Genomic DNA, 18,822 nt, shown 5'->3' on the forward strand with positions numbered 1-18,822 from the left:
GCGCCGTTCGACGCAGTCGAACTCATTGCATGTAGGTCGAAGCGAAGCCGACCGGAGGGCAATGCCCCCGGATGAATACCGGAGCGAAGGAACCCCGAGCCTAGGCGAGGGGCCGGACGTTCGGGGCGAGCGTTTTTTGCTTACTTTTTTAGGCGCTTGTAAAAAAGTGAGTCGCCGTAAGGGCGAAACCGCCAGCCGCCGTTACCGCAACAACGGATATGTACACAGTCAACAAAATACAGGTCGACTGTCAGGCCGCCATCGCGAGCAAGCTCGCTCCCACAGGGGATCGCATTCACCCGCAAAAGTCTGGTCGGCCCGAAGGCCGCCACGGTCAAATCATCAAACCGACTCTTTGCGAACCCGAAACCAGGCGGCATAAAGGGCAGGCAAAAACAGCAGCGTCAACGCCGTAGCAACGATCAACCCCCCCATGATCGCCACCGCCATCGGCCCGAAAAACACACTACGCGACAACGGAATCATGGCAAGCACCGCCGCAAGCGCCGTCAACACAATCGGCCGGAACCGCCGCACCGTCGCCTCGATGATCGCCTGCCAAGGCTTGAGCCCCGCCGCAATATCCTGCTCGATCTGATCCACCAGAATCACCGAGTTACGCATGATCATCCCGGACAAGGCGATAGTCCCCAACATGGCCACGAAACCAAAGGGCTGGCGGAACACCAACAGAAACAGCGTCACCCCGATCAACCCCAGCGGCGCCGTCAGGAACACCATCGCCGTGCGCGAAAAACTTCGCAGCTGCAGCATCAGCAAGGTCAACACCACCACAATGAACAACGGCACACCGGCCTTCACCGAGTTCTGTCCGCGCGCCGAGTCTTCCACCGTGCCTCCGACATCCAGCAAGTAGCCATCCGGCAGTTCGGCACGAATCGGTTCGAGGGTCGGCATGATCTGCTGCACCAGCGTCGCCGGTTGCTCCTTGCCATAGATGTCGGCGCGAACCGTCACGTTAGGCAGGCGGTTGCGGTGCCAGATGATGCCCTCCTCGAAGCCGTATTCCAGGGTCGCGATCTGCGACAGCGCGACACTGCGACCGTTATCGGTCGGTACCGCCAGGCTCGGCAGCAACGACAACTCGGTGCGCTCATGCACGGTGCCGCGCAACAGGATCTCGATCAACTCGTTGTCTTCACGGTACTGGCTGACACTGGAACCGGTCAGGGAGCTTTGCAGGAACCTCGACAGGTTGGCCGTGCTCACGCCCAGCGCCCGCGCACGGTCCTGATCGATGTTCAGGTACACCACCTTGCTCGGTTCTTCCCAATCCAGGTGGACATTGACCACATGCGGATTCTCGCGAACCTTGGCCGCGACCTTGCGCGCCAGCGCCCGCACCTCCTCGATGTGCTCCCCGGTCACGCGGAACTGCACCGGATAGCCAACCGGCGGACCGTTTTCCAGGCGCGTGACCCGCGAACGCAGAGCGGGAAATTGCTCGTTAAGGGTTGAAATCAACCAGGTGCGCAGGGCTTCCCGTTCTTCGATGGTTTTTGCCAGGACGACAAACTGGGCGAAGCTCGCCGCCGGCAGTTGCTGATCCAGCGGCAGGTAGAATCGTGGCGAACCGGTACCGACATAGGCCACGTAATTGTCGATCCCGGCCTTATCCTTGAGCAGTGCTTCGAGGCGTTTGACCTCGTCGGCGGTGTTGCTCAGTGAAGCGCCTTCGGCCAGTTTCAGATCGACCATCAGCTCCAGGCGACCCGATGCCGGGAAGAACTGCTGCGGCACAAACTTGAACAGCACGATGGAAGCGATGAACAACAGCACGGTCGCCAGGATCACGGTTTTGCGCCAGCGCACGCACCACTCCACCAGACGCCGGACGCGCTGATAAAACGGCGTGGCATAGGGATCGGGTTGGCCGGCACCGTGTTTGGCGGCATGAATCTTCGCCAGGTCCGGCAGAAGTTTTTCCCCGAGGTACGGCACGAAGACCACCGCGGCCACCCACGACGCCAACAGCGCGATGGTGACCACCTCGAAGATCGAGCGGGTGTATTCGCCAGTGCCCGATTGCGCCGTGGCAATCGGCAGGAAGCCGGCCGCGGTGATCAGCGTACCGGTGAGCATCGGGAACGCGGTACTGGTCCAGGCATAACTCGCCGCTTTGACCCGGTCGAAGCCCTGCTCCATTTTGATCGCCATCATTTCCACGGCGATGATCGCGTCGTCCACCAGCAAACCCAGGGCCAGTACCAGCGCGCCGAGGGAGATCTTGTGCAGGCCGATGCCCAGGTAATACATGCACGCGAACGTCATCGCCAGCACCAGCGGAATCGCCAGCGCCACCACCATGCCGGTGCGCACGCCAAGGGAGAAGAAGCTCACCAGCAACACAATGGCCAGCGCCTCGACCAACACTTGCACGAACTCACCAACACCGGTTTTCACCGCCGCCGGTTGGTCGGAGACTTTGCGCAACTCCATGCCGGCCGGGAGGTTTTTCTGTATGCGGGCGAACTCGATTTCCAGCGCCTTGCCCAGTACCAGGATGTCACCGCCGTTCTTCATTGCCACCGCCAGGCCGATGGCGTCTTGCGCCATGAAGCGCATGCGCGGTGCCGGTGGATCGTTGAAACCACGGCGCACGTCAGCCACGTCGGAGATGCGGAAGGTGCGATCACCGACCCGGATCGGGAAGTTCTTGATCTCGTCGACCGTTTGAAAATTCCCCGTCACCCGTAGCTGCAAACGCTCGCTGCTGGTTTCGAAGAAACCTGCCGTCGACACCGCGTTCTGTTCTTCAAGGGCTTGCTGGACGACCGCCAGCGGCAAGCCGAGGGTGGCGAGCTTGACGTTGGAGAGTTCGATCCAGATTTTCTCGTCCTGCAGCCCCAGCAGCTCGACCTTGCCCACATCCTTGACCCGTTGCAGCTGGATCTGGATGCGGTCGGCGTAATCCTTGAGCACGGCGTAGTCGAAACCCTCGCCGCTCAGGGCGTAAATATTGCCGAAAGTGGTGCCGAATTCATCGTTGAAAAACGGTCCCTGAATCCCCGGCGGCAGGGTATGACGGATGTCGTTGATCTTCTTGCGCACCTGATACCAGAGCTCCGGGATCTCCACCGAGTGCATGGAGTCGCGCGCAATGAAGGTCACCTGGGATTCGCCGGGGCGGGAGAACGACACGATGCGTTCGTATTCGCCGGTTTCCATCAGTTTCTTTTCGATGCGTTCGGTGACCTGGCGCGAGACTTCCTCGGCGGTCGCCCCCGGCCAGTTGGTGCGAATCACCATGGCCTTGAAGGTGAACGGCGGGTCCTCACTCTGGCCGAGTTTGGTGTAGGAAAGTGCGCCGACGATGGCCAGCAACAGCATCAGGAACAGGACGATCTGGCGATTACGCAGCGCCCATTCGGAAACGTTGAAGCGCATCGGGGCTTACTCCTTGTCCGCCAGATTGACCACGCGATTGGAGCGATCCACCGGGCGCACCTGCTGCCCTTCGAGAAGCACATGAACACCGGCGGCCACCACCCAGTCGCTGGCGCTGAGCCCTTCAAGCACCGGTACGGTTTTCTCGCCGAAGGCACCGACCCGCACCGGGGTCCTTTGCAAGGTGTTGTTGGCGCGGACGACCCAGACATAGGTCACGCCGTTTTCCGCCGTCAGCGCAGACAGCGGAACGGACAGTGGAACCACGTCGGCGGCCTGCACGAACACTCGGGCGCTCTGGCCCAGTTCGACAGGCACAGTGCCGGTCTTGAAGGCGATACGCGCCGCGAAGGTACGCGACTTGGGATCGGCTGACGGCGACAATTCACGGATGCGCCCGGCGAGACGCTGGTCGGGTTGGGTCCAGAGTTCCACTGACACCGGCTCACCGACCTTGAAGCGGCCGAAGTTCTGCTCCGGCAGGCTGATCAAGACTTCACGCTCGCCATCGGTGGCCAGTGTGAACACCGTTTGCCCGGCTGCCACGACTTGCCCGACTTCCACCAGGCGCTTGGCCACGACGCCGTCCTGCGGCGCACGCAACACGGCGTAGCTGGCCTGGTTATTGGAAACGTTGAATTCGGCTTTGATTTGCTTGAGGCGCGCTTCACCGGAACGGTAGAGGTTTTCGGCGTTGTCGTATTGCGAACGACTGACCAGTTGGCGCTCCATCAGGGTCTTGTAGCGATCACGCTCGGATCGCACCAGGTTCAGATTGGCTTCGGCGGCTGCGACCTGGGCGCGAGTGGCCTCCAGTTGCAGGCGCACGTCCTGGGGATCGAGCTCCGCCAAGGGTTGATCGGCCTTGACCCGCTGCCCCTCCTCGACCAGTCGTCGGCTGACTTTGCCGCCGATGCGGAACGCCAGATCCGGCTCATACCGCGCGCGAACTTCACCGGGATAGCTTTCCATGGCCTGCGCCGAAGGCTCTGGCTGGACCACCATGGCCGGGCGCACGCTGACTTGCGGCGCCTCTTCATGACCACACGCAGACAATAAAAAAGCCAGGGTGACTGGCAACGCGAGGGACAAGGCATAGCGGAACATGGTGAAGGACCTTTCGCTAATGGTGCTTTGAATAATTATACTGAGCAGTATGTTATTAATAGCAAACTCACCAGTCCAGTAATAAAAACGAATATGCCAAACAATCTTTCAGCACCCAATGGCCCAGGCAGACCCAAGGACCTGGTCAAGCGCCAGGCAATTCTCGATGCAGCGAAAGTGCTGTTTCTGAGTAAGGGTTATGCCAATACCAGCATGGATGCCGTCGCGGCCGAGGCCGGCGTGTCGAAGCTGACGGTCTATAGCCACTTCAACGACAAGGAGACGCTGTTCTCCTCCGCCGTGATGGCCAAGTGCGAGGAACAGTTGCCACCGCTGTTCTTCGAACTGCCGGAAGGCGTGGCCGTGGAAACCGTGCTGCTGAACATCGCGCGCGGTTTTCATCAACTGATCAACAGTGATGAATCAGTGAACCTGCACCGCCTGATGATGACCCTGGGCAGCCAGGACCCGAAACTCGCGCAAATTTTCTTTGAGGCCGGCCCAGAGCGCATGCTGCATGGCATGGAGCGCCTGCTGAGCAAGATCGACGAAAGTGGTGTGCTGCGCATCGACAAGCCGCACAACGCGGCCGAGCACTTCTTCTGCCTGCTCAAGGGCGCCGGGAATTTCCGTTTGCTGTATGGCTGCGGCGAGCCGCCGGTTGGCGAAGAGGCGGAGAGCCATGTGCGGGAGGTGGTGGGGTTGTTTATGCGGGCTTATCGGCCTGAGTGAGCCTGATGGATTGTTGGTGTCTGGACTGACGCCATCGCGAGCAAGCTCGCTCCCACAAGGTTTTCACCGTACCTGTGGGAGCGAGCTTTCTCGCGATTGGGGCGACTCGGTCCTACGGCTTGAGCGCCTTCTTCGGATAGATGTCATACCGACTGGACTTGCCATCCAGCGCATGACTCGGCTTCGGCCCTTCAATGCAAGGCGCCTTGCGCGGGCGCTTGACCACCACCCTGTGGCTGGCCAGGGCCAGCGCGGCTTCGAGCAATGCCGGCGCATCCGGATCATCGCCCACCAGCGGCCGGAACAGGCGCATTTCCTTCTTCACCAGCGCGGTTTTCTCGCGGTGCGGGAACATCGGGTCGAGGTAGATCACCTGGGGCGGTTCGCCCTCCCAGTTGCGCATGACCTCGATCGAATTGCCCTTGAGCAAGCGCATGCGCGCCACGATCGGCGCCACGTCGAAATCTTCCGCGCCACGGGCCAGGCCGTCTTCCAGCAAGGCACCGATCAGCGGCTGACGCTCGATCAGGCTCATCTCGCAACCGAGGCTGGCCAGCACGAACGCATCCTTGCCCAGCCCCGCCGTGGCATCCAGCACCCGCGGGCGCACGCCTTGGGCGACGCCAACAGCCTTGGCGATCATCTGCCCACTGCCGCCGCCGTACAGTCGGCGATGGGCCGCACCACCCTCGACGAAGTCCACCCGCACCGGCCCCGGCGCATCCGGCCCCAGCTGTTGCAGCTGCAAGCCCATGTCACCCACCTGCAAGGCAAATTCGCCGTCCGCTACTTGCATTGGCAAGCCCAGGCGCTCGGCCCATTGCAAGGCTTGTGGCTCGAAAGCCGCGTCGAGGGCCTGGACATGGATGCGGCAGGCCGCAGGTTGATCAATCATCGGAAAACACGCTCAAAAAATTAATGATCGGCAAAAACTGCCGATAACAAAACTATCGAGCATTTTGCCAGAGCTGAGCGTCTACCGAGAGAAATGTCAGACATTCAACCCACAATCACAGGTTTTATCTCGCCCTACGGCGACTACAACCTGCGAAACACCCAGGCACTGAGCGGCGTCAGCCACATCTGGCAGGATTTCTTTGCCCGAGCGCTGGCCGAACAGTCGGGTGAAGTGCTACCTGAGTCTCTGAATTTTCCACCGGTCGATCTCGAAAGCCCTGTTGAACCCACGGTCGGCAGCGACCTGCTGGCCCACATCGTGTCCCAGCGTGAATGCGACGTGAAGGACAACGTAATCCGCCCGCCCGAGCCGCTGTTCCTGCCGATTGCCGAATTCGAAATGGACCTGGCCGACAAGCCGTTCCCACCGTTCCCGGCAGACGAAATCGTCGCCCAGCAAAAACAGCAGGACTTCGAAAGCGGCTGGGTTCGCCCGATCGTATTGAACGCCGGTCAACCGCTGCCAGAAGCTGGCCCTGCCCCGCAACCGCGTCCGCTGCACCTGCCCATCGCCGAGTTCGAACTCGAGCTGCTCGACAAGCCGTTCCCGCCGTTCTCGCCAGAAGAACGGGTGGAGCAGCAGAAACAACTCGATTTCGACAATGGCTGGGCGCGCCCGATCATCCTGCAGAACCTGCGCATCGCCGCCTGATCCTCAGCCGCGCCCTCTTCCCTCAACCTTTGAAAAACTGATTCGCCTTCTGATACGGCATCGACCGGGATGTGAAACCGAACGTGCCTGACGTCTGGATTTCTTCGGCGGCGCGGAAGAATTCGCCATAGGCCGCCAATGCCAGCGCCGAACCGACGCTGATACGTTTGACGCCCATCTCACCCAACTGCGCGACCGTCAGCTTCAAGCCGCCCGACATCAACACATTCACCGGTTTTGGCGCCACGGCGCGCACCACCGCCAGCACATCCTCGGCACTGCGCAGACCCGGTGCGTAGAGCACATCAGCACCGGCCTCGGCGAATGCCTGCAAACGGCGGATGGTGTCGGCCAGATCGGGATTGCCGTGCAGGAAGTTTTCCGCCCGGGCAGTCAACGTAAAGTCGAACGGCAGACTGCGAGCGGCAGCCACAGCGGCTTCGATGCGCGCCACGGCATGTTCGAAACAGTAGATCGGGCCTTCTTCGCGGCCGGTGGCATCTTCGATCGAACCACCGACGGCGCCGGCCTCTGCCGCGCGCAAGATACTTTTGGCGCAATCAGCCGGGTTGTCGGCAAAGCCGTTTTCCAGGTCCACGGCAACCGGCAGGTCGGTGGCGGCGACAATCGCCTGAACGTTCATCAGGGTATCGTCGAGGGTCAATCCGCCATCGGCACGCCCCTGGGAAAAGGCATAACCGGCACTGGTAGTCGCCAGCGCCTCGAAGCCGAGGCTGGCAAGCATTTTTGCCGAACCGGCATCCCACGGATTGGGAATCACAAATGCCCCGGGGCGTTCGTGAAGGGCTTTGAACGCCTGGGCTCGAAGGGTTTGCGCATCCATTGGGCAGGCTCCTGAAGAGGGGAAAGAATCCGCCTCAGAGCAGGCCAAGTTGCTCGGCGACGGGTTCTCTGTATAGCTCAGGCAGCGTCGGCAAGCCAGGCAAACGCAGCATCAGCCGGGCGTGAAAACGCTGCGCCAGTTTCGCGGCCAGCAGGTTGTCGGCCGTGTGCAGGAAGATGTACGGCGTACGACCTTCTTCGATCCATAACGCGATTTTCTCGACCCATGGTTCCAGGAACGTATCGTTGGCCTCAAGCGTCGGATGGCCGATAAAACGCACCTGCGGAAATTGCGTGAATGCCGCCGGCCGCGGTGGCACACGGGGTTTCTTCGACTGGGCGTGGAGCACCGAAGGCTCGGTCGAGGTGCAACTGAACAGCGCACGGGGATCGAGACAGATGCGTTCGACACCGCGATCCAGCAGCAGCCGGTTGAGCATTCGTTCGCTATCACCCTTGGCGAAAAACTCGTCATGCCGCACTTCAACGGCCAGTGGTCGCTGCAGGGCATCGATAAATCCGGCCAGCTCAGGCAAACGTTGGGGCGTGAAGCTTTTCGACAACTGCAACCAAAGTGGCGACACCCGTTCACCCAGAGGGCTGAGCAATTGCAGGAAGGTTTCGGCGGCGGTCAGTTGCTCGCGCAGATCGCCACCGTGGCTGATCTCGCCGGGAAACTTGGCGGTGAAGCGAAAATGTTCGGGCATGGTTTCGGCCCAACGCTGCACGGTGCTGGCAGCCGGGCTCGCGTAGAAGGTCGTGTTGCCTTCCACGGCATTGAAAACCTGGCAATAGAGATCAAGAAAATCGGCGGGTTTGGCGTCCGGCGGATACAGGTAGTCGCGCCAGGCGTTTTCGCTCCAGGAGGGGCAACCGAGGTAATACGGCAGCACCATCAGATGTACAGGTCGAGACCCAGCACATCCGCTTCCCAATCGACGAAACCGGCGGTGCTCAGGTAGCTGGCCAGGGCTGTCGCTACGCTTTTGCTCATGGCACGGTGGTAAATCATGTCTTGCTGACGGGCGGGAAGATTGCTCAGTTTTTGCGCAGAGGCTTTGGCGGCGCGGGCAGCCAGTTGCTCTTCAGTCGGGAATTCCAGCTCGCCTTCGATATCAATGGTGTCGTCTTCCACCACGCGGCCTTTGCGGGGTTTGCGCTTGATGGGGTAGGACTGAGAGGAAACGCCGTCTATACGCATAAGTGCATACTCGGAATCAGTGATGGCAGTTTAGTGGCGCAAAATCCACTTCGCAAACCGCCGAGTGATAACTAGAACACATAAAAGGCAAAAGGTTTAAAAGCCGGATTAGAAAATGACGATTGGCTGCGTCCGATAGATCGCCATCGCGGGCAAGCCCGCTCCCACAGGGTCTTCGGTGCTCCAGACATTGAGCCCAACACAAAACCTGTGGGAGCGAGCTTGCTCGCGATGGGAGCACCCCGGTCCAGTAGATTACCGCGCCTTGGGTGTCGCCACTTTATCGCGCAGATACACCGGCTGCGCCTCATCGGCCACGATCGCCTCGCCGCGCGCCCAGGCAAATCGCGCCAGTGTCAGCAAGTCTTGCGCGTGGGGCAACATGCCCGCGTCCTGCCCGCTCAGGCTGACGGCGATACGCTCGCCATAGCCCCAACCGGTGCCTGCGCCGAACCATTCGCCGCCGGCATCGGCCGGCAATGCAGCGGACTCCGGCGGCAGTACCGCTTCCGCCCCCACCAGGCGCATCTCCCCGGCCGTTTCGCGGTAGCAACCCCAATACACTTCATCCATGCGCGCATCGATGGCGGCGGCGACCTGAGTGGCGCCGTGTTCGCGCAGCGCACGTTGCGCCAGCACGGCCAGGTTCGACACCGGCAGCACCGGGCGATCCAGGGCAAACGCCAGGCCTTGCACCACGCCGATGGCGATACGCACACCGGTGAAGGCGCCCGGGCCACGGCCGAAGGCAATGGCATCGACCGCTTGCAGCGTGGTGCCCGCATCGGCCAGCAATTGCTTGATCATCGGCAACAGCTTCTGCGCGTGCAGGCGCGGGATCACCTCGTAATGGCTCGTGACCTTGCCGTCATGCAGCAAGGCAACGGAGCAAGCTTCAGTCGCGGTGTCCAGGGCCAGCAAGGTGCTCATCGATGTATCCACAAGAGAGATCAGAAAAAAGTGCGTCAGTATAAACAACTACGGCCCGCAAGCGGGCCGTGGATGATGCAGCGGGTCAGACTTTTCAGCTCAGGGCTGCAAGCACCTTGGCGGTGATCGCTTCAACCGAACCGACGCCTTCGATGTGGCTGTACTTCGGCTTGCCATTGGCAGCCGACAGCTTCTGGTAGAAGTCCACCAGCGGCTTGGTCTGGGAGTGGTAGACCGACAGGCGATGACGCACGGTTTCTTCGGTGTCGTCCTTGCGCTGCACCAGCTCTTCACCGGTGACGTCGTCAATGCCAGCCACTTTCGGCGGGTTGTAGACGATGTGGTACACGCGGCCGCTGGCCTCGTGAACACGGCGACCGGCGATACGCTGGACGATTTCTTCGTCTTCAACGGCGATTTCAACCACGGCATCGAGCTCGACGCCTGCAGTCACCAGGGCTTCAGCCTGGGGAATGGTGCGCGGGAAGCCATCGAACAGGAAACCGTTGGCGCAGTCGGACTGGGCGATGCGGTCCTTGACCAGTGCGATGATCAGGTCATCGGACACCAGGCCACCGGCATCCATGATGCTCTTGGCCTTGATGCCCAGCTCGGTGCCGGCCTTGACCGCTGCACGCAACATGTCGCCGGTGGAGATTTGCGGAATGCCGAATTTTTCGGTGATGAACTGTGCCTGAGTACCTTTACCGGCCCCGGGAGCTCCCAGCAGAATGACGCGCATCGATGTGCTCCTCAATTTTTTATATGGATAACGTCAGATTCGCCTCGTGGGGCCAATCTCAAAAATAGGGTCGTGACCGCCCAAACGGTCAAAGGCTGATCAAGATACACAGCAGGCTGCGCCCACACAAGACGCCAAAAGTCGGAGAAACCGCTGCCTCCTGCGACCATTGCGCACAGTTTCCCAAGTCGCAACCCCGTCATTAACTGTCGCCTGGCAGCACTTTTGCACCCGTCAAACGGCGGCATCCGACTCACCTGCCGGACGCCTGACCCCATGGCAAAGACCTTAGCCGGTGTTGCGCAAACCGGCGGCAATCCCCGCCACAGACACCAGCAAGGCCTGTTCTACCGGGCTGCCCTGCGCCACGTCCTGCACTCTTGAACGGGCCAGCAACTCGGCCTGCAATAGATGAAGCGGGTCGAGGTAGGTGTTGCGCAAGCGGATGAACTCAAGGGTCGCTGGGCTATGTGCCAGCAGCTGCGACTGCCCGGTCAGGCCGAGAACGATGGTGCACGCCTGCGACAATAGGTCGCGTAAGTGCGCACCCAATGGCAACAGATTCGGCTCTACCAGACGCTCATCGTAGGACCGTGCAATGTCGGCATCGGCCTTGGCCAGGACCATTTCCAGCATGTCGATGCGGGTGCGGAAGAACGGCCACTGCTCGCGCATTTGCCCCAGCAGTTCGCCTTCGCCACGCTCCAGCGCCTTGCTCAGGGCCGCTTCCCAACCCAGCCAGGCCGGCAGCATCAGGCGCGTCTGGGTCCAGCCGAAAATCCATGGGATCGCCCGCAGGCTTTCGATCCCCCCGGCCCGGCGCTTGGCCGGACGACTGCCCAGCGGCAAACGGCCGAGCTCCTGCTCCGGCGTGGACTGGCGGAAGTACTCCACGAACTGCGGGTTTTCCCGCACCACGGCGCGGTAGGCGCTGACACCATCCGCAGCCAGTTCGTCCATCAAATGGCGCCACTCGGGCGTAGGTGGCGGCGGAGGCAGCAAGGTCGCCTCAAGCACGGCGGCCAGGTACAGATTGAGGTTTTGCTCGGCGATGTCCGGCAGGCCGAATTTGAATCGAATCATTTCGCCCTGTTCGGTGGTGCGGAAACGCCCCGCCACCGAACCCGGCGGCTGCGACAGGATCGCCGCGTGGGCCGGGCCGCCGCCGCGCCCCACAGTGCCGCCGCGACCGTGGAACAACAGCAGCTCGACGTCGTGCGAGCGGCAGATATCCACCAATCGCTCTTGCGCCCGGTACTGCGCCCAGGCCGCCGCGGTGGTGCCGGCGTCCTTGGCCGAATCCGAGTAGCCGATCATCACTTCCTGCGGCCCTTGCAGGCGCGCGCGATAGCCAGGCAACAGCAGAAGCTTCTCGATCACCGGACCTGCGTTGTCGAGGTCGGCCAGGGTTTCGAACAGTGGCACCACACGCATCGGCCGCAACACGCCGGACTCTTTGAGTAGCAATTGCACGGCGAGTACATCGGAAGCCGCACCGGCCATGGAAATCACATAGGAACCGAGGGATGCCGGCGGCGCAGCGGCGATTTCCCGGCAGGTCGCCAGCACCTCGGCGGTGTCGGCGCAAGGCTTGAAGTAGTTCGGCAACAAGGGCCGACGATTGCTCAATTCGCGCATCAGGAAGGCGATGCGCTCCTCCTCGCTCCAGTCCTCGTAGCGGCCCAGGCCGAGGTAGTCGGTGATTTCGGTCATCGCGGCGGTGTGTCGCGACGAGTCCTGGCGCACATCCAGACGAACCAGGAACAGACCGAATGTCACTGCCCGACGCAGGCAATCGAGCAACGGCCCATCGGCGATCACGCCCATGCCGCACTCGTGCAGGGAGTGGTAGCAAAGCTCCAGTGGATCGAGCAGTTCGCGGTTGTCCTGCAACACATCGATCGGTGCCGGTGCGGAAGTCGACAAGGCGGCATGTGCCCAGTTACGCGTTGCCCGCAGGCGTTCGCGCAGGTGTTTGAGCACTGCCCGGTACGGCTCGGCGCTGTCTCCCGCCCTGGCTTTCAATTCATCGCTGGCCTGCTGCATCGACAGCTCAGCGGCCAGGCGATCGACATCGCGCAGGTACAAATCGGCCGCCATCCAGCGCGCCAACAGTAAAACCTCTCGGGTCACCGCCGCCGTCACGTTCGGGTTGCCGTCGCGGTCGCCGCCCATCCACGAGGCAAAGCGAATCGGTGCCGCCTCCAGTGGCAGGCGCAGGCCGGTGGCGGCGTACAGGGCCTGATCGGCCTTGCGCAGATAATTGGGAATGGCCTGCCACAGCGAATGCTCGATCACCGCGAAACCCCACTTGGCTTCGTCCACCGGCGTCGGGCGCGTGCGGCGGATCTCCTCGGTGTGCCAGGCTTCGGCGATCAGGCGTTGCAAGGTGGTCTTGATCTGCTCGCGCTCGGCACTGGTCAGGTCACGGTGATCCTGAGCCGCCAGTTGCGCGGCGATGGCGTCGTACTTCTGGATCAGTGTGCGGCGTGCAACTTCGGTAGGGTGCGCCGTGAGTACCAGCTCGATCTCCAGCCGGCCCAGTTGCCGGGCCAGCGCGTCGGCGCCATGCCCTTCGGCGCGCAGGCGCGCGAGCAACTCCGGCAGCACCCGGGCTTCGAACGGCGCCTCCCGGGATTCCTCGCGACGGTGAATCAACTGATATTGCTCGGCGATGTTGGCCAGGTTGAGGAACTGGTTGAACGCCCGCGCCACCGGCAGCAGCTCGTCTTCGGTCAACTGGTTGAGGCTGGCGCTGAGCTCGGCGTCCATGGAGCCGCGCCGGTCAGCCTTGGCGCCTTTGCGGATCTGCTCGATCTTGTCGAGAAAACCGTCGCCATATTGTTCACGAATGGTGTTGCCCAACAGCTCACCCAACAGGTGAACGTCCTCGCGCAAGCGTGCATCAATATCGGTCATCAGCAGGTCTCCAGCAAAAAATCCGGGCGGCTAAGAAACAAGAGAGTGCCGCCCCAGACAGGTTCTTACAAGCAAGACGACGAAGGGACTGTAAACCTTGCCTGTTGAGGCTAGTCTGAACGGTAAGCCGTACAACGGTTGTCGCCGGCCAATGCCGGACACTCACTCTGCCTGCCACGAGCGGGAGCGCAATGAGGTCAATATGAAAATCCGCGAGCTTGCCCACCACTGGGAAGAAAACGCCAAAGGACGCCTGACCGACACCGGCTACTCGATTCATCTGGACGTGGAGTCTGCCGCACGCCTGGCCGCGCTCGTCGAGATGTATCCCAAGCGGCATCCTGAAGAACTGCTCGGCGATCTGATCGGCGCCGCACTGGAAGAGCTGGAAAGAAGCTTCCCGTACGTCAAGGGCACAACCGTGGTCGCCACCGATGAAGAAGGCGATCCGCTGTACGAAGACATTGGGCCGACCCCGCGCTTTCTGGCGCTGTCCCGTCGGCATTTGCACGATTTGTCGGTGCCTGAGGACAAACAGAAACACTGATTTATTCCCCCGCACTCCTACTTCCTTATGTGGGAGCGAGCCTGCTCGCGATGGGCGTTAACGAAACCGCGTGATGACTGATTAAACGCGGCGTAGTGAAGTCCATCGCGAGCAGGCTCGCTCCCACAAGTATGCGATTTAGAGCCCTGTCGATTCGTTCACGGTTTTTTCAATAGCTGACTAATTTCTCTGAACTTTCAAAAAAAGCCTCGGGTCAACCCAAGTAACCACGCCTGGGACGAGCGTTTCAAAATACCCCGCAATTGATGGTTTCAGCGCCCTGCCCAGGGTGGACTTCGACGTTTTTCAGGAACTGGCCCAATGGAGTTGAAGACCATGAAAACCCGAATCGGAAGCCCCTCATTCACCTGTTCGCGTAGCCTCAAACTGGCGGCGTTGGCCCTGGGCAGCAGCCTGGTCCTGGCCGGCTGCGCCGGTAACCCGCCGACCGAGCAGTACGCGGTCACCCAATCGGCCGTCAACGACGCCGTGAGCGCCGGCGGCACCGAGTTCGCCGCCGTGGAAATGAAGTCGGCCCAGGACAAGCTCAAGCAAGCCGAAATCGCCATGCACGACAAAAAATACGACCAGGCCCGGATGCTCGCCGAACAGGCCGAGTGGGACGCTCGCGTGGCCGAGCGCAAGGCCCAGGCGATGAAGGCCGAACAATCAGTGAAGGACGCGCAGAAAGGCGTTCAGGAATTGCGTCAGGAAAGCCAGCGCACCGTTCAGTAAGCGGCGCGGCACCACGCATTCCCATTCGACTAAAAGGACGAAATCATGAAATCCAATCAATTGATGATCCCTGCCCTGCTGGCTGTCACCGTAACCCTGGCAGCCTGTTCCACACCACCGAACGCCAACCTCGAACAGGCCCGCACCAACTACACCGGCCTGCAAACCGATCCGCAAGCGGCCAAGGTTGCGGCCCTGGAAACCAAGGAAGCCAGCGACTATCTGGACAAGGCCGATAAGGCCTACAGGGACAAGGAGGACGTGACCACGGTCGACCAGCTTGCCTATTTGACCAACCAGCGCGTCGAAGTGGCCAAGCAGACCATCGCCCTGCGCACCGCCGAGGCCAGCCTGAAAGATGCCTCGGCGCAACGGGCTCAGGCGCGCCTTGACGCCCGTGATCAGCAGATCAAACAGTTGAAGGACAGCCTCAACGCCAGGCAGACCGATCGCGGAACACTGGTGACCTTCGGTGATGTGCTGTTCGCCACCGACAAGGCCGAGCTGAAATCCAACGGCCTGGCGAACATCAACAAACTGGCGCAGTACCTACAGGAAAACCCCGAGCGCAAAGTGATTGTCGAGGGCTATACCGACAGCACCGGTACGGCGTCGCACAACCAGTCGCTGTCGGAACGTCGCGCGGGTTCCGTGCGTGCGGCACTGGTGAAGATGGGCGTTGATCCTGCGCGTATCGTCGCCCAGGGTTACGGCAAGGAGTATCCGGTGGCGGATAACAGCAGCACTTCGGGCCGGGCGATGAACCGTCGGGTGGAAGTGACGATTTCCAACGATAACCAACCGGTGATTCCGCGTTCGGCGGTTAGCTCGAACTGAGGCAAGATGCTTTATCGCAAAAAAACCGCCTTTAAGGCGGTTTTTTTTGCGCCACTAATCGCTACTGTCATTTCTGACAGTAGCGAGATTCCTGAAACTAAATTATGAAGAACCTTCAGAACTTAGAGGAAGGAATCATGAAACTGAAAGCCGCACTCTTGTGGGCGTGCATGATCGTAGTTCAAGTGGCTGGCGCACAATCGAAACACCAAATGAACGATGACGCCATTCCAACCAACCTTCCTTTGCCACAAGCAGGTGTTAACCAGCGACCTGTCGTTGGAGAAAGAAAGGTATTGCTAGTAGCAACTCACTGGCAGGGCAGTGGCGAAATCGACATGCAAAAACTTTATGCCGAAACAGCCTCGGAACAACCAGGCTCTATCGGTGATTACATACGACAAGCTTCAATGGGCAAACTGACTTTAAAATGGACGACACTCACCGCCAGAATTGCCGAACCATATCCCGGAAATTTTAACATCACCATGCAACGCGTTATGGAGGCAGCCAAGCAGCAGGGCTATGATCCAAAGCTATACGATTACTTTTTTATCTTCATGAGGGAGGCGATTGGAGGCGAAGCCCAAATGCCGGGAAACAGGTTGATTGTGGGCGGGTCGGGTTATGGCCATTTTATATGGGCACATGAGTTCGGACATAACCTCGGATTCAACCACGGAAAAATCTACACGAAATGCCGGCAAGCAAATGACACCGTTTTTGCTCCCGATCATTGCGAGGTCATCAACCCCATCCCCTACACCAAAACCCCTACCGATTCAGGTGATCCAGTGAACAGCGGCATGGGGCTCTTCCCAGCAAACTACCGCTGGTATGCCGGTTGGCTGGATAAATCGCAGGCAGCTGTAATCGAGCGCTCAGGCCTATATCGCCTGGGTGTACTGGGCCAAAGTGGACCGCAACTTTATCTCATCAATCGTACCGGTTTGACTCCTAGTCAAATCGCCCTGGAATTTCGCAGACCCACCCATTACGATAATTTCCCACCAACCGATAATCGAGCTAACGGTGTTTGGGTGAGATACACAACCACAGACAGGGTTGTAACTAACATTCAGCTCGATGCGACTCCAGAATCAGCCACGACCGTTGACCCTGCCCTGCAACCCGGTAAAGTTTTGAAGGATGACACAGCAGGTATTACTGTCCGTGTATGCACAACATCGGCAGATGGGGCGACAGTTGCCATTGCAATCAATGGCGAGACAAGTCCACCTTGCCCCGTAATTGGACTACCATTACTACCACCAGGTATTCAAACTCCTGCCTCCGGAGCACCAGCCACTCCAAATCCCGTTACATTTCAAGGCACCAGTATCCCAGGGGCTGGGATAACCCTTTCCTATACAATGAGTTCTAAAAACAGCAAGTCGAGTATTGAAACAACTACTGCAGACGCTACTGGAGTTTGGCGGATAACGCTACCGTCACTTCCGCCTGGAATATTTAACGCGGGTGTAATCCAAGAAGCTGGCAATAGCACATCGCTGATAAACTTTCGCTGGTTTGAAGTAGCGCGATGACTATTTTACTTTTCTCACCGGCACCGGGTTGATGGCACTGAAGGAGGACGGTGTTGATTTAACCTGCACCGTCACCCAGCACCTCGAACCGGCGATGCACCGTCGGGTGGAAGTGACGATTTCCAACGATAACCAACCGGTGATTCCGCGTTCGGCGGTTAGCTCTTACACCCAGTAATTTGCCTCAATGCAAAACCTGTGGGAGCGAGCTTGCTCGCGATGAGGCCATAACATTCAACATCCATGTTGACTGTTACACCGCCATCGCGAGCAAGCTCACTCCCACATTGGTTCTTTATTGCCAGCCAGAATCGCGTTACTGCTCCAGCTTCTGCGGCGTCTCCTGCCCCATGCAGCGCACGGCTTTTTTCTTGCTGTCGACCAGCACGCCGGTCAGGCCTTTCTGTTCGGTGTCGAACAGCACCAGCACGCCATCGATGCACTGGGCCACTTGGGCCGCCGGCGCCAGGGAAACCTTGTAGTCCTCGCCCGGCACGGTCTTGAGCATGGTGAAGTCGCTGAGCAGCAACGCATCCTCGGGCTTGGCGAAGTGCAGGTAGCCGTACCACCACAGGGCACCGACGGTGCCGAGGATGCTGCAGATACCGGTGATGATCAGCGGGATGGCGTTGCGTTCTTCACTCATTGCGGACTCTCTGGTGGTTCATCTTCTGAATTCGGGGGCGCCGGGTAGTTGGGGATTTCACCCAGGCGGCGCAGGCCGTTGAAATGTTGCGGGTCATCGAGATAACGCAGCATGACCTTGCGCCAGACCGGGTCGGCGAACGTCTGCACATGACCGCCACGGGTCAGTTGCAGCACCCGCGGCGGCGGCGCAGCTTGATACAGTCGGATGCCGTTGGAAAGAGGCACGATCGGATCGTCGATGCTGTGGTAGATCAGTTTCGGCACGTCCTTGAGTTGCGTCATGGAGTTGATCGCGCTGTCGCCGTCCGGCACCAGCCACGACAGCGGCACCTGGAACGTCCAGAACACCCATGAATTACTCAGCGCATACCGGCCGACACTGCGATAACTGGCGGGCACGCCGTCGAGGACAAAAGCCTTGAGTTGTTTCTGCCGCTCGGGGTGTTGAACGAGGTAGTGGACAGCCATCGAACCGCCAAGGCTTTGGCCAAGCAGGATCAACGGCTTGCCCTTGACCTCGGGGGCCTGGTCGAGCCATTTGAACGCCGCATCGATGTCCTGATAGATCGCCGGCAGGCTCGGTTTGCCTTCGGACAAGCCATAACCGCGATAGTCCACCAGCAGCACTTGATAGCCCTGTTCCGGCAACCACCAACTCCCGCCCAGATGCATTGGCAGATTGCCGCCGTTACCGTGCAGGTGCAGCACCGTGCCTTTGACCTCGACACCCTGCTTCACCGGCAGCCACCACGCGTTCAGCTTGAGGCCATCGGCGGTGTTCAAGGTGACGGTGCGGTATTCGAGCCCGGCCTTTTCCGGCGTGAACAACTGGCCGGGTTCGGGGTAGAACAGCAGCGAACTGCAGCCGTTCAGGGCCAGGAGAAGGCAGACGATGCCGAGGATTCTCATCCGGTGAAACCTCGCGAAATAATGGATTGGAACACAATCCCCTGTGGGAGCGAGCTTGCTCGCGATTGCGATCTGTCAGCTTGCACCCATGTTGAATGTAAAGCCGCC

Annotated in this window: 17 protein-coding genes and 1 pseudogene; 7 read left to right on the top strand and 11 right to left on the bottom strand. The window is 60.2% G+C overall.

The genetic code is table 11. The features are described from left to right. Positions 1 to 342: 342 nt before the first annotated feature. Both AC1RS8_RS25060 and AC1RS8_RS25065 read right to left on the bottom strand, forming a co-directional pair. Positions 343 to 3,408: an efflux RND transporter permease subunit gene (locus AC1RS8_RS25060; RefSeq protein WP_489339885.1), complete on the bottom strand. Its 3,066-nt coding sequence runs from the start codon at positions 3,406 to 3,408 to the stop codon at positions 343 to 345. 6 nt (positions 3,409 to 3,414) lie between these two features. Further along, positions 3,415 to 4,515: an efflux RND transporter periplasmic adaptor subunit gene (locus tag AC1RS8_RS25065; protein WP_057716190.1), complete on the bottom strand. Its 1,101-nt coding sequence runs from the start codon at positions 4,513 to 4,515 to the stop codon at positions 3,415 to 3,417. 93 nt (positions 4,516 to 4,608) lie between these two features. Here AC1RS8_RS25065 and AC1RS8_RS25070 point away from each other — a divergent pair, with 93 nt between their 5' ends. Further along, complete coding sequence (locus tag AC1RS8_RS25070; protein WP_340315477.1) at positions 4,609 to 5,247, top strand: TetR/AcrR family transcriptional regulator; 639 nt, start codon at positions 4,609 to 4,611, stop codon at positions 5,245 to 5,247. 112 nt (positions 5,248 to 5,359) lie between these two features. Here AC1RS8_RS25070 and AC1RS8_RS25075 read toward each other — a convergent pair whose 3' ends face one another. Further along, positions 5,360 to 6,142, bottom strand: a complete 783-nt coding sequence (locus AC1RS8_RS25075; protein ID WP_150812883.1) for a class I SAM-dependent methyltransferase — start codon at positions 6,140 to 6,142, stop codon at positions 5,360 to 5,362. A gap of 93 nt (positions 6,143 to 6,235) precedes the next feature. On the opposite strand from AC1RS8_RS25075, the gene AC1RS8_RS25080 reads away from it, so the two are divergent. Continuing rightward, positions 6,236 to 6,856 (top strand): energy transducer TonB, encoded by a 621-nt coding sequence (locus AC1RS8_RS25080; protein ID WP_340315475.1) that lies wholly within the window; start codon positions 6,236 to 6,238, stop codon positions 6,854 to 6,856. A gap of 22 nt (positions 6,857 to 6,878) precedes the next feature. Here AC1RS8_RS25080 and AC1RS8_RS25085 read toward each other — a convergent pair whose 3' ends face one another. The 6 genes from AC1RS8_RS25085 to ppc form a co-directional block, all read right to left on the bottom strand. After that, the gene (locus AC1RS8_RS25085; RefSeq protein WP_429520669.1) at positions 6,879 to 7,700 is read right to left on the bottom strand and encodes an isocitrate lyase/PEP mutase family protein; all 822 of its coding nucleotides are present in this window, start codon (positions 7,698 to 7,700) and stop codon (positions 6,879 to 6,881) included. 34 nt (positions 7,701 to 7,734) lie between these two features. Further along, on the bottom strand, positions 7,735 to 8,595 hold the full coding sequence (locus tag AC1RS8_RS25090; RefSeq protein WP_489339884.1) for a DUF72 domain-containing protein: 861 nt from the start codon (positions 8,593 to 8,595) through the stop codon (positions 7,735 to 7,737). Then, entirely contained in the window at positions 8,595 to 8,900 is a 306-nt protein-coding gene (locus AC1RS8_RS25095) for a hypothetical protein (protein WP_489339883.1), read from the bottom strand. The genes AC1RS8_RS25090 and AC1RS8_RS25095 overlap by 1 nt, the downstream gene beginning before the upstream one ends. A 255-nt stretch (positions 8,901 to 9,155) precedes the next feature. After that, entirely contained in the window at positions 9,156 to 9,830 is a 675-nt protein-coding gene (gene tsaB / locus AC1RS8_RS25100; protein WP_057716197.1) for a tRNA (adenosine(37)-N6)-threonylcarbamoyltransferase complex dimerization subunit type 1 TsaB, read from the bottom strand. 94 nt (positions 9,831 to 9,924) lie between these two features. Then, complete coding sequence (gene adk, locus AC1RS8_RS25105; protein ID WP_057716198.1) at positions 9,925 to 10,572, bottom strand: adenylate kinase; 648 nt, start codon at positions 10,570 to 10,572, stop codon at positions 9,925 to 9,927. Positions 10,573 to 10,860: 288 nt separating this feature from the next. Further along, positions 10,861 to 13,491, bottom strand: coding sequence for a phosphoenolpyruvate carboxylase (gene ppc / locus AC1RS8_RS25110; protein ID WP_340315468.1), 2,631 nt, complete (start codon positions 13,489 to 13,491; stop codon positions 10,861 to 10,863). 202 nt (positions 13,492 to 13,693) lie between these two features. Here ppc and AC1RS8_RS25115 point away from each other — a divergent pair, with 202 nt between their 5' ends. The 5 genes and pseudogenes from AC1RS8_RS25115 to AC1RS8_RS25135 form a co-directional block, all read left to right on the top strand. Continuing rightward, positions 13,694 to 14,038 carry a hypothetical protein gene (locus AC1RS8_RS25115; protein ID WP_056721034.1) on the top strand — a complete coding sequence of 115 codons (345 nt, stop codon included), beginning with the start codon at positions 13,694 to 13,696 and terminating at the stop codon, positions 14,036 to 14,038. A gap of 321 nt (positions 14,039 to 14,359) precedes the next feature. Continuing rightward, positions 14,360 to 14,773: a DUF4398 domain-containing protein gene (locus AC1RS8_RS25120; RefSeq protein ID WP_057716200.1), complete on the top strand. Its 414-nt coding sequence runs from the start codon at positions 14,360 to 14,362 to the stop codon at positions 14,771 to 14,773. A 45-nt stretch (positions 14,774 to 14,818) separates the two neighbouring features. After that, the gene (gene lptF / locus AC1RS8_RS25125) at positions 14,819 to 15,610 is read left to right on the top strand and encodes a lipotoxin F family OmpA-related lipoprotein LptF (RefSeq protein ID WP_489339882.1); all 792 of its coding nucleotides are present in this window, start codon (positions 14,819 to 14,821) and stop codon (positions 15,608 to 15,610) included. A gap of 137 nt (positions 15,611 to 15,747) precedes the next feature. Further along, positions 15,748 to 17,157: an Ig-like domain-containing protein gene (locus tag AC1RS8_RS25130; RefSeq protein ID WP_489339881.1), complete on the top strand. Its 1,410-nt coding sequence runs from the start codon at positions 15,748 to 15,750 to the stop codon at positions 17,155 to 17,157. Positions 17,158 to 17,248: 91 nt separating this feature from the next. Next, positions 17,249 to 17,335, top strand: a pseudogene (locus tag AC1RS8_RS25135) (OmpA family protein); the annotation flags it as partial. A gap of 138 nt (positions 17,336 to 17,473) precedes the next feature. On the opposite strand, the gene AC1RS8_RS25140 reads toward AC1RS8_RS25135, so the two are convergent. Then, positions 17,474 to 17,803, bottom strand: coding sequence for a PA3694 family proteiin (locus AC1RS8_RS25140; protein WP_057716202.1), 330 nt, complete (start codon positions 17,801 to 17,803; stop codon positions 17,474 to 17,476). After that, positions 17,800 to 18,714, bottom strand: coding sequence for an alpha/beta hydrolase (locus tag AC1RS8_RS25145; RefSeq protein ID WP_218495024.1), 915 nt, complete (start codon positions 18,712 to 18,714; stop codon positions 17,800 to 17,802). Before AC1RS8_RS25145 ends, AC1RS8_RS25140 begins: the two co-directional genes overlap by 4 nt. Between the last annotated feature and the right edge of the window lie 108 nt (positions 18,715 to 18,822).

The organism is Pseudomonas sp. GW821-FHT12A04 (genome assembly GCF_058807755.1).

Bases quoted from the DNA above. Each gene is read 5' to 3' on its own strand.
- AC1RS8_RS25060 (WP_489339885.1), bottom strand. From the start codon at position 3,408: ATGCGCTTCAACGTTTCCGAATGGGCGCTGCGTAATCGCCAGATCGTC.
- AC1RS8_RS25065 (WP_057716190.1), bottom strand. From the start codon at position 4,515: ATGTTCCGCTATGCCTTGTCCCTCGCGTTGCCAGTCACCCTGGCTTTT.
- AC1RS8_RS25070 (WP_340315477.1), top strand. From the start codon at position 4,609: ATGCCAAACAATCTTTCAGCACCCAATGGCCCAGGCAGACCCAAGGAC.
- AC1RS8_RS25075 (WP_150812883.1), bottom strand. From the start codon at position 6,142: ATGATTGATCAACCTGCGGCCTGCCGCATCCATGTCCAGGCCCTCGAC.
- AC1RS8_RS25080 (WP_340315475.1), top strand. From the start codon at position 6,236: ATGTCAGACATTCAACCCACAATCACAGGTTTTATCTCGCCCTACGGC.
- AC1RS8_RS25085 (WP_429520669.1), bottom strand. From the start codon at position 7,700: ATGGATGCGCAAACCCTTCGAGCCCAGGCGTTCAAAGCCCTTCACGAA.
- AC1RS8_RS25090 (WP_489339884.1), bottom strand. From the start codon at position 8,595: ATGGTGCTGCCGTATTACCTCGGTTGCCCCTCCTGGAGCGAAAACGCC.
- AC1RS8_RS25095 (WP_489339883.1), bottom strand. From the start codon at position 8,900: ATGCGTATAGACGGCGTTTCCTCTCAGTCCTACCCCATCAAGCGCAAA.
- tsaB (WP_057716197.1), bottom strand. From the start codon at position 9,830: ATGAGCACCTTGCTGGCCCTGGACACCGCGACTGAAGCTTGCTCCGTT.
- adk (WP_057716198.1), bottom strand. From the start codon at position 10,572: ATGCGCGTCATTCTGCTGGGAGCTCCCGGGGCCGGTAAAGGTACTCAG.
- ppc (WP_340315468.1), bottom strand. From the start codon at position 13,491: ATGACCGATATTGATGCACGCTTGCGCGAGGACGTTCACCTGTTGGGT.
- AC1RS8_RS25115 (WP_056721034.1), top strand. From the start codon at position 13,694: ATGAAAATCCGCGAGCTTGCCCACCACTGGGAAGAAAACGCCAAAGGA.
- AC1RS8_RS25120 (WP_057716200.1), top strand. From the start codon at position 14,360: ATGGAGTTGAAGACCATGAAAACCCGAATCGGAAGCCCCTCATTCACC.
- lptF (WP_489339882.1), top strand. From the start codon at position 14,819: ATGAAATCCAATCAATTGATGATCCCTGCCCTGCTGGCTGTCACCGTA.
- AC1RS8_RS25130 (WP_489339881.1), top strand. From the start codon at position 15,748: ATGAAACTGAAAGCCGCACTCTTGTGGGCGTGCATGATCGTAGTTCAA.
- AC1RS8_RS25140 (WP_057716202.1), bottom strand. From the start codon at position 17,803: ATGAGTGAAGAACGCAACGCCATCCCGCTGATCATCACCGGTATCTGC.
- AC1RS8_RS25145 (WP_218495024.1), bottom strand. From the start codon at position 18,714: ATGAGAATCCTCGGCATCGTCTGCCTTCTCCTGGCCCTGAACGGCTGC.